We start from the raw sequence: 9,849 nt of genomic DNA, 5'->3' as shown, positions 1-9,849 counted from the left end.
GCTCGCCCTACGATCCGGACGCCCGCAACGGCGTCAAGCGTGACCGGGCCTGGTGCGGCTACAAAGTCCACCTGACCGAGACCTGCGAGCCCGATACTCCGCATCTGGTCACCGAAGTGGTGACCACCACCGCTGCCGTCACCGATTTCGAGGTCACGGACAAGATCCACGATGGCCTCGCCCGGCGCAACCTGATCCCGGACGTCCACCTGGTCGACGCCGGCTACGTTGACGCCGCGCACCTGGTGGCCGCCCGCCGCGACCACGGCATCGAACTGGTCGGACCGGTCAAGACGAACACCGGATGGCAGGCCGCCGCGAACAACGGCTACACCATCGACGGCTTCACCATCGACTGGGATAGCAAGCGTGTGACCTGCCCGAACGGCAAGAGCAGCACCCAGTGGCAGCACGATGGGCGCCGCTCTGAAGGCCCGGTGATCAGGGCCAGATTCTCACCCGCCGACTGCCGCCCCTGTCCCTCTCGCGACCAGTGCACCCGCAGCGTCTCCTCGATGGGACGCGAGATCACCCTGCGGCACCGGGACGAACACGAAGCACTACGCACAGCCAGACGGGACCAGCAGACCGAGCTGTGGCAGAAGCGCTACAGGCACCGCGCAGGCATCGAAGGCACCATCGCTCAAGGCGTCCGCGCCTTCGGCCTGCGCAAGTCCCGCTATCGAGGCCGCCCCAAAACCCACCTGCAACACGTACTGACCGCCGCCGGAATGAACCTCGTCCGCCTCGACGCATGGATCACCGGCACTCCACTCGCCCCTACTCGCACTTCCCACTTCGCAGCACTCTGCCCCGCCGGATAGATCCGGCGGGGCAGAGTGAAGGGGCATTCGCCAACGGTGTCCCACCGGTGCCGCCCCTCCGCGGGTGCCGCCCAAGCTCCTGGGGAGCTTCAGAACCGCGGCGGCAGCCAACCCGTCTGAATGAGCTGCCCACCACGGCGCCGCGTGTGGAAGTAGCCGCGTCCGGCGGGCAGTTGCGTCGGGGTGATGTTGCCGAGCAGCGAGCCCTCGGTCCGGTCGCCGGAGAGCACGACGCCCTGGGCGCCGAGCTCGCGCATGCGCTGCATCACCGGCTCGTACAGCGACCGGCTGGCACCGCCGGAGGCACGCGAGATGATGATGCGCAGACCGATGTCCCGGGCGAAGGGCAGATACTCCAGCAACGGCGCGAGCGGGTTCACACCGGTCGCCACCAGGTCGTAGTCGTCGACGATGACGAATGCGTCCGGGCTGGTGTACCAGCTGCGGTTGCGCAGCTGCTCGGGCGTGACGTCCGGGCCCGGCATACGGCGGCTGAGCGAACCGGCCAGCCCCTCCAGCGTCTCCGACAGGGCGGGCGCCGACGCGCAGTACCGCGAGAGGTGCGTCTCCGGCACGCCCTCCAGGTGGGCTCGCCGGTAGTCGCCCATGACGATCTTCGCCTGATCCGGTGTGTAGCGCTCGCAGATCTGCTTGATCAGCAGCCTCAGGATCGCGGACTTACCGGACTCGCTCTCACCGAACACGATGAAGAGCGGATCCGTCTCGAAGTCGACGAACACCGGCGACAGCGAGGACTCGTCGATGCCGACGGCGACACCGCGGTCCGGGTGCTCGAAGCCCTTCGGCAGCCGGTCCGACGGCAGCATCGTGGGCAGCAGCCGCACGGCCGGAGCGTGGTTGCCCGGCCAGTTGTCGTTCACACCGCGGACGAGGATCGAGGTCGCCTCGGACAGGTCGTCCGCGGCGGACGAGCCGTCGACCCGCGGCAGGGCCGTCATGAAGTGCAGCTTGTCCGGGGTCAGGCCACGGCCCGGAACAGTCGCCGGCACGTTCTGTGCGACCTTCCGGTCGATCTCCGACTCGGTCGGGTCACCGAGCCGCAGCTCGATGCGGTTCTGCAGCATGTCCTTGAGCGCGGGCCGCACCTCGGTGTAGCGGCTCGCCGCGAGGATCACGTGCACACCGAAGCCGAGACCGCGCGTGGCGATCTCTGTGACGGTGGACTCCAGCATCTCGTAGTCCGTCTTGAAGGTGGCCCAGCCGTCGATGACGAGGAAGACGTCACCCCAGATCTGGTCCGGCAGCTGGCCCGCGGCCCGCCGCTGGCGGTAGGTCTGGATCGAGTCGACGTTGTTCGCGCGGAAGTACTCCTCGCGCGCGTTGAGAATTCCCTCGACCTCGCTGACCGTACGGCGCACCTTCTCGGCGTCGAGACGGTTGGCGACCCCGCCGACGTGCGCCAGTTCCTCCATCGCGATCAGACTGCCGCCACCGAAGTCCAGGCAGTAGAACTGCACCTCGGACGGCGTGTGCGTCAGCGCGAACGACGAGATGAGCGAGCGCAGCAGGGTCGACTTGCCGGATTGCGGACCACCGACGAACAGGCCGTGGCCCGCGCCGCCGGAGAAGTCCCGGTAGAGCACGTCACGCCGCTGTTCGAACGGCTTGTCCACCAGGCCGACCGGCACGTTGAGCCGGCCCAGCGCTGTGTAGTCGGGTGCGGTCAGGCCGCGGTCCTGGGTGACGGCGAGCTGGGGGAGCAGGTGGTCCAGCGCCGGCGCCTCCTCCAGAGGGGGCAGCCACACCTGGTGGGCAGGGGGCCCCTGGTTGACCATCCGGCCGACGAGGACGTCCAGGACGGTGTCGGCGAGTGCGTCGTCCACCCTGTTGTCGGGCTCGGGTTCCTCGACCACGGGCTGCGGGGGCAGCGCCACCTGCTCCGCCGTGAACAGCGCGGGCCGCAGCTGGGTGGAGCGGTTCACCCGGGAGGGGCCCTCGCCGTGGTACGGACCCGACACGTACGCGGCCTTGAAGCGGACCATGGTGTCGGTGTCGTAGCGCAGGTAGCCGGAGCCGGGGATCGACGGCAGGTGGTAGGCGTCCGGGACGCCGATCGCCGTACGGGACTCGGCGGCGGAGAAGGTACGCAGACCGATCCGGTACGACAGATAGGTGTCCAGACCGCGCAGCTTGCCCTCTTCCAGGCGCTGCGAGGCCAGCAGCAGGTGGATGCCCAGCGAACGGCCGATACGGCCGATCTGGATGAACATGTCGATGAAGTCAGGCTTGGCCGTGAGGAGTTCGGAGAACTCGTCGAGCACGATCACCAGCGACGCCATCGGCTCAAGCGCGGCGCCCGCCGCCCGTGCCTTCTCGTAGTCGTGCAGATTGGCGTAGTTGCCCGCCGAGCGCAGCAGCTCCTGGCGGCGCTGCGTCTCACCCATGATGGAGTCGCGCATACGGTCGACGAGGGTGAGGTCGTCGGCGAGGTTGGTGATGACGGCCGCGGTGTGCGGCATGTCCGCCATGCCGGCGAAGGTCGCGCCGCCCTTGAAGTCCGCGAGGATGAAGTTCAGCGTCTCCGACGAGTGCGTGACCGCGAGACCCAGCACCAGCGTGCGCAGCACCTCGGACTTGCCGGAGCCGGTCGCGCCGACGCACAGGCCGTGCGGGCCCATGCCCTCCTGAGAAGCCTCCTTGAGGTCGAGCATCACCGGCTCGCCGTTCTCGCCGACGCCGATCGGCACGCGCAGCCGCTCGTGGAGCGTGCGCGGACGCCAGGCGCGGGAGACATCGACGGAGCCCGCGTCGCCGATACCCATCAGGTCGGTGAAGTCGAGGTTGGACAGGAGGGGCTCCCCCTCCTCCGCGGAGCCGACCCGGAAGGGGGCGAGCTGCCGCGCCAGGGACTCGGCCTGCTCCGGCCCGAGCAGATCGGGCTTGCCGGTGTAGGCCGCTCCCTGGCCGACGTACAGCTGCATCCGCTCCGGCCTCACATGTGCCGTCAGGCCGGCACGCAGCTCATCCTCCAGCTCCCCGGGGGCGGTCTCCAGGAACGTGACGCCCTGGAGTCCGTCAGCACCGGCGAGCTCGGCGTCCGGGGGTACGGTGCCGCCGTCGAGCACCACGATCAGATGCGGCTGGTCGTATACGGGAGTCGCGTCCCGGTTCCAGCGCGGCCTGTCGTCGAGCTGGGTCGCCAGTGCCTCCTCCAGCTCCCCGAGATCGTCGAAGAGCAGCCGCGTCGTGCCGGCTCCGTCCTTCGCCTTGGGGTGCTGGCTGTGCGGCAGCCATTTGATCCAGTCCCACTCCCGCGCCGTGGAGGGATGCGCCACCACGGCGATCATCAGGTCCTCCGGCGAGTGCAGCGTCGCCAGCTGTGCCAGTGTCGCGCGGGCGTTGCCGTAGACCGTCTCCGTCTCACCGGAGATCGTCACGTGGTAGAAGGCGCGCAGCGAGATGGCGATGGGCAGGTCGGACAGGCTGCCGTGGGCGTCCAGGAAGGCCTTCATGGCCGCCGCGGTGAGCGGCTCCAGCTCGTCCTTGGGGGCCGTCTCCGGCGCGACGAGCGGCGTGTTCAACTGCTGCACGCCGCGGCCGATCCGCACCGACGCGAAGTCCCCGTCAGCGGGGCGCCGTTCCCACAGGCGCTTGCCGTCGGCCGCCACCGCCCACAGCTGTTCCGGGTCGGGGTGCTGGAACAGCTGGCTGCGGCGCTGGAGTTCCGCGGTCTTGTGTACGTCCTTGCGCACCTGTTCGAGGTACCGGAAGTAGTCGCGCCGGTCCTGGGCCATGCCCGCGCCGCCGCCCTGGCGGGACTTGGCGATCTGGGCGATCGCCATGGCCAGTGTCGAGGCCAGCATCAGCCCACCGACCACCCTCATATAAGAGGGCAGGTTGGGCATGAAGAAGAAGCCGACGGAACCCAGCATGCCCATCATGGGCAGCAGGTTCATCAGCATGCTCTCGTCGCCCTCACGAGGAATCTCGGGGGGCGTCTCCAGTTTGACCTCGCCGTCCGGTACGGACGGGGGCGGTATTCGCGGCGGCCGTTTGATGATGACGACGCTCACCGATGCACTCATCCTTCGCGATTGATACGTCCTGGCATCGACGCCCCCGTGTTCCGCGACGGGTTACCCGTACGCGTAGGCGTCGTCCGCGTGAGGAAGTCGATCCTACTGATGCGTTCAAGGCGCTGGAGGCGCAGGAGGATGGAGATGCCGAGGGGGTACGGGGAGAATTGGGGGAGGCATGCCCGGAGCCCCCTGTCCCAGCGGATAGGGTGGCGCTTCGCGTCGTACGAACTGCGTGAAGCAGCCTTGTCCAACAGGGGGAACACCAGGTGAGCACGGGGACTTCGACAGGTTTCTGCCGAATCACCATCGCAGCGCCGGACAGTCGCGTCGATGTCGCGCTGCCCGAGGACCTGCCGATCCAGGATCTCTTTCCCGAGATCGTCCGGCTCTCGGGTCTGGTCCAGTCGGACACCAGCCCCTCCGGCTACCACCTCGTCACGCGTGAGGGCCAAGTGCTCGACGCGAGCCGGTCGCTGATCGAGCACCGGGTCAGGGACGGTGAGGTGCTGCTGCTGCGGACCTTCGCCGACTCCCTGCCGCCGGCCGTGCACGACGACGTGGTGGACGCGATCGCCGCCGCCGTCAAACAGGACATGCGCAGCTGGAACGACAACCTGATGCGCGTCGCCGGCCTCGTCGCCGGTTCGGTGCTCATGATCATGCTCGGTTTCGTCTTCTGGTTCGCCGACCCGGTACGGCATGACACGCACGGACTCCAGGGCATCCTCGCCGGGGTGACCGCCCTCGCCCTCACCGCGCTCGCCGGCGTACGGGCCCGGGTGTACGACGACCGCGGGTCCGCCGTGGCGCTCGGGATCTCGGCACTGCCGCACGCGCTCATCGCGGGCTCCGGTGTCATACCCCAGGACGTGGGCGAGGGCCCCGGCAGGATCCAGTTCCTCGTCGGCTGTGTCGCCGTACTGCTGTTCTCCGTCGTGCTGATCATGCTGCTGCCGCAGGGGGACGCCCCCTTCGTGGCGGCGGCACTGGCCTCAGCGATCGGCGCACTCGCCGTGTTCTGCGGCGTGCTCACCGACGCGGAGCCGCGTGAGATCGCCGCCGGCACCGCCGTGGTCGCACTGGCGGTCGTCGGATTCCTGCCGGGCTGGTCGGCCCGCTTCGCCAAGATGCCGATCGGCTTCCGCAGCCCGGAGGACCTGGCCAGGGCACGCCGCGATGGCCAGGACGGCGACGCCGAAGCCGTCGACGTCCAGCGCATCGTCGCCCAGACCAGCCGGGGTCACGAACTGCTCCTCGGACTGGTCGGCGGGTGCGCCGCGGTCATCATCGGCACCGGCGGCGCCGTGCTCGGCTTCAGCGACAGCGGCTGGGCGCAGCTCCTGGCCCTGTGCACGGGCCTCGCCGCGATGCTGCGGGCGCGTCTGTTCCGCTACACCGCCCAGGTCACGTGTCTGTTCGTAGCCGGTGTCATCACCCTCGCGCTGCTGGTCCTGGGCCTGGCGATCTCGCCGCCCACCGACATCGTCATGAAGCTGCTCCAGGGCGACTCCGGCCCGGTCGACATCCGCACCCTGTGGCTCGGCGCGTCGGTCGCCGTAGGTGTGATGATCCTGATCGCGATCGCACTCATCGTGCCCCAGAAGGGGCTGTCCCCCTTCTGGGGCAGGATGCTCGACATCGCGGAATCGCTGGTGCTGCTGTCCCTCATCCCGGTCTGCCTGGCCGTTCTCGACGTCTACAGCAGGGTCCGCGGCGGCGTCTGAGCGGCACCGGGCCGCCGTGGCGTCCGTCCCCGTACCAAATCTGTCAAGGGTGTGCCCGTGTCCTGGTACCCTGTGTGACGGCCGTTTGTGTACGCGCCCCCAGCCCGCGCCTCGCGCAGCCGGGAGCAGCGCCCATCGTGCCTTCGCCTCCGAGTCACGGAAGCTCCCCTGAGAACAAGACCAGGGGCACTCGCAGGCGCGCGAACACCGAAAGAGGAGTACCGAGTGTCTCTCGACGCCGCTACCAAGAAGCAGATCATGGCCGAGTTCGGCACCAAGGAGGGCGACACCGGCTCCCCCGAGGTCCAGGTCGCGATGCTGTCCCGCCGTATCTCGGACCTGACCGAGCACCTCAAGACCCACAAGCACGACCACCACTCCCGCCGTGGTCTGCTGATCCTGGTCGGCCAGCGCCGCCGCCTGCTGCAGTACCTGGCCAAGAAGGACATCCAGCGCTTCCGTACGCTGGTCGACCGCCTCGGCATCCGCCGCGGTGCGGCCGGCGGCGCGAAGTAAGACGCCGTGAAGGGAGCGGTTCCCACATCCAGGGGGCCGCTCCCTTTGCTGTACGTGCGGTCCTGCGGTCCACCTCAGTAACCTGGTGGCAGCGCGGTACCGGAACGCGGCACACCGCCGCACGTACAACGCAGCACAACGCACCACAGACAACGCAATACCGAACGAGGAGGAGCGCCCCTCCGCCGCCGGTCCTCGGTAGTGGCCCCCGGAAACATCGCCCGGGTGCTTCGATCGAAGACCGGCCCGCACACAAGGCGCGCTTCTCCGCCATCGTCCCCGGGCCGCACGGGCTCAGGGACGCAGACGAGGAGATATCGCTAGTGGAGAACGAGACCCACTACGCCGAAGCCGTGATCGACAACGGTTCCTTCGGCACCCGTACCATCCGCTTCGAGACGGGTCGCCTGGCCAAGCAGGCCGCCGGATCCGCCGTGGCGTACCTGGACGACGACACCATGGTGCTGTCGGCCACCACCGCGTCCAAGAACCCCAAGGACCAGCTGGACTTCTTCCCCCTGACGGTCGACGTCGAGGAGCGGATGTACGCCGCGGGCAAGATCCCCGGCTCCTTCTTCCGCCGCGAAGGCCGCCCGTCCGAGGACGCGGTCCTGACCTGCCGCCTCATCGACCGTCCGCTGCGCCCGTCCTTCAAGAAGGGCCTGCGCAACGAGATCCAGATCGTCGAGACGATCATGGCGCTCAACCCCGACCACCTGTACGACGTGGTCGCCATCAACGCCGCCTCCTGCTCCACGCAGCTGGCCGGTCTGCCCTTCTCCGGCCCGATCGGCGGCACCCGTGTCGCGCTGATCAAGGGCCAGTGGGTGGCTTTCCCGACCCACACCGAGCTCGAGGACGCCGTCTTCGACATGGTGGTCGCCGGCCGCGTCCTGGAGGACGGCGACGTCGCGATCATGATGGTCGAGGCCGAGGCCACCGAGAAGACCATCGAGCTGGTCAAGGGCGGTGCCGAGGCACCGACCGAGGAGGTCGTGGCCGCCGGTCTCGAGGCCGCGAAGCCCTTCATCAAGGTGCTCTGCAAGGCCCAGTCGGACCTCGCCGCCAAGGCCGCCAAGCCGACCGGCGAGTTCCCGGTCTTCCTCGAGTACCAGGACGACGTCCTGGAGGCGCTCACCGCCGCGGTCAAGAGCGAGCTCTCCCAGGCGCTCACCATCGCCGGCAAGCAGGACCGCGAGGCCGAGCTTGACCGCGTCAAGGCGCTCGCTGCCGAGAAGCTCCTGCCGGAGTTCGAGGGCCGCGAGAAGGAGATCTCTGCCGCGTACCGCTCGCTCACCAAGTCCCTGGTCCGCGAGCGCGTGATCAAGGAGAAGAAGCGCATCGACGGCCGCGGCGTCACGGACATCCGTACGCTCGCCGCCGAGGTCGAGGCGATCCCGCGGGTGCACGGTTCCGCCCTGTTCGAGCGTGGCGAGACCCAGATCCTGGGCGTCACCACCCTCAACATGCTCCGCATGGAGCAGCAGCTGGACACCCTCTCGCCGGTGACCCGCAAGCGCTACATGCACAACTACAACTTCCCGCCGTACTCCGTCGGTGAGACCGGCCGCGTCGGCTCGCCGAAGCGCCGCGAGATCGGCCACGGCGCCCTGGCCGAGCGCGCCATCGTGCCGGTGCTGCCGAGCCGCGAGGACTTCCCGTACGCGATCCGCCAGGTGTCCGAGGCTCTCGGCTCCAACGGTTCGACGTCCATGGGCTCCGTCTGCGCCTCCACCATGTCGCTGCTGAACGCCGGTGTGCCGCTGAAGGCCCCCGTCGCCGGTATCGCCATGGGCCTGATCTCCCAGGAGATCGACGGCAAGACGCACTACGTCGCGCTGACCGACATCCTCGGTGCGGAGGACGCCTTCGGCGACATGGACTTCAAGGTCGCCGGTACGAAGGAGTTCGTCACCGCCCTCCAGCTCGACACCAAGCTGGACGGCATCCCGGCCTCCGTCCTGGCCGCGGCCCTCAAGCAGGCCCGTGACGCCCGCCTCCACATCCTCGACGTGATGATGGAAGCGATCGACACCCCGGACGAGATGTCCCCGAACGCCCCGCGGATCATCACCGTCAAGATCCCCGTGGACAAGATCGGCGAGGTCATCGGCCCCAAGGGCAAGATGATCAACCAGATCCAGGAGGACACCGGCGCCGAGATCACGATCGAGGACGACGGCACCATCTACATCGGTGCCGCCGACGGCCCGGCCGCCGAGGCCGCCCGCGCCACGATCAACGGCATCGCCAACCCGACCATGCCGGAGGTCGGCGAGCGCTACCTGGGTACGGTCGTCAAGACCACCACCTTCGGTGCGTTCGTCTCCCTGCTCCCGGGCAAGGACGGCCTGCTGCACATCTCGCAGATCCGCAAGCTCGCCGGTGGCAAGCGAGTGGAGAACGTCGAGGACGTGGTCGGCGTGGGTCAGAAGATCCAGGTCGAGATCGCCGAGATCGACCAGCGCGGCAAGCTCTCCCTGATCCCCGTGATCGAGGGCGAGGCAGACGCCGACAGCGACTCCGCCGAGGGCGAGAAGGACGACGCCGCCAAGTGACGTCACGTAGTTCCAGGACGAGGGGGGCCCCCCACCCGGAGCGGCCCGCGCGCCCCCCCCCACACCCACCCCCCCCGGGGGCGCGCCGCTCCCCCCCACCCGGGCGCCAACCGGACCCCGGGCCCCGCCCCCCACCTCCTCGATCAGGCGGTCCTTGCCGGCGAAGTGTCGGTGGACAAGCGAATGC

At 68.9% G+C, this 9,849-nt stretch carries 5 protein-coding genes; 4 read left to right on the top strand and 1 reads right to left on the bottom strand.

Annotation, left to right across the window (positions count from 1 at the left end):
• Positions 1–824: transposase (locus ACFWI9_RS28585; RefSeq protein WP_387166371.1), on the top strand; the 824-nt coding region annotated here is incomplete at its 5' end.
• An 89-nt stretch (positions 825–913) separates the two neighbouring features.
• Here ACFWI9_RS28585 and eccCa read toward each other — a convergent pair.
• Positions 914–4,858 (bottom strand): type VII secretion protein EccCa, encoded by a 3,945-nt coding sequence (gene eccCa, locus ACFWI9_RS28580; protein ID WP_387166369.1) that lies wholly within the window; start codon positions 4,856–4,858, stop codon positions 914–916.
• Positions 4,859–5,130: 272 nt separating this feature from the next.
• On the opposite strand from eccCa, the gene eccD reads away from it, so the two are divergent.
• From eccD to ACFWI9_RS28565, 3 genes are all read left to right on the top strand, one after another.
• Complete coding sequence (eccD, locus tag ACFWI9_RS28575) at positions 5,131–6,588, top strand: type VII secretion integral membrane protein EccD (RefSeq protein WP_387166367.1); 1,458 nt, start codon at positions 5,131–5,133, stop codon at positions 6,586–6,588.
• Positions 6,589–6,813: 225 nt separating this feature from the next.
• Entirely contained in the window at positions 6,814–7,104 is a 291-nt protein-coding gene (gene rpsO / locus ACFWI9_RS28570; RefSeq protein ID WP_006346214.1) for a 30S ribosomal protein S15, read from the top strand.
• 323 nt (positions 7,105–7,427) lie between these two features.
• Positions 7,428–9,662, top strand: a complete 2,235-nt coding sequence (locus ACFWI9_RS28565; RefSeq protein ID WP_387166365.1) for a polyribonucleotide nucleotidyltransferase — start codon at positions 7,428–7,430, stop codon at positions 9,660–9,662.
• Positions 9,663–9,849: the final 187 nt, after the last annotated feature.

This window comes from Streptomyces sp. NPDC127084 (assembly GCF_042724175.1).
Lineage (GTDB): Bacteria > Actinomycetota > Actinomycetes > Streptomycetales > Streptomycetaceae > Streptomyces.
The sequence above is the reverse complement of the archived record's forward strand: the minus strand, read 5'-3'. Positions and strand labels throughout refer to the sequence as shown.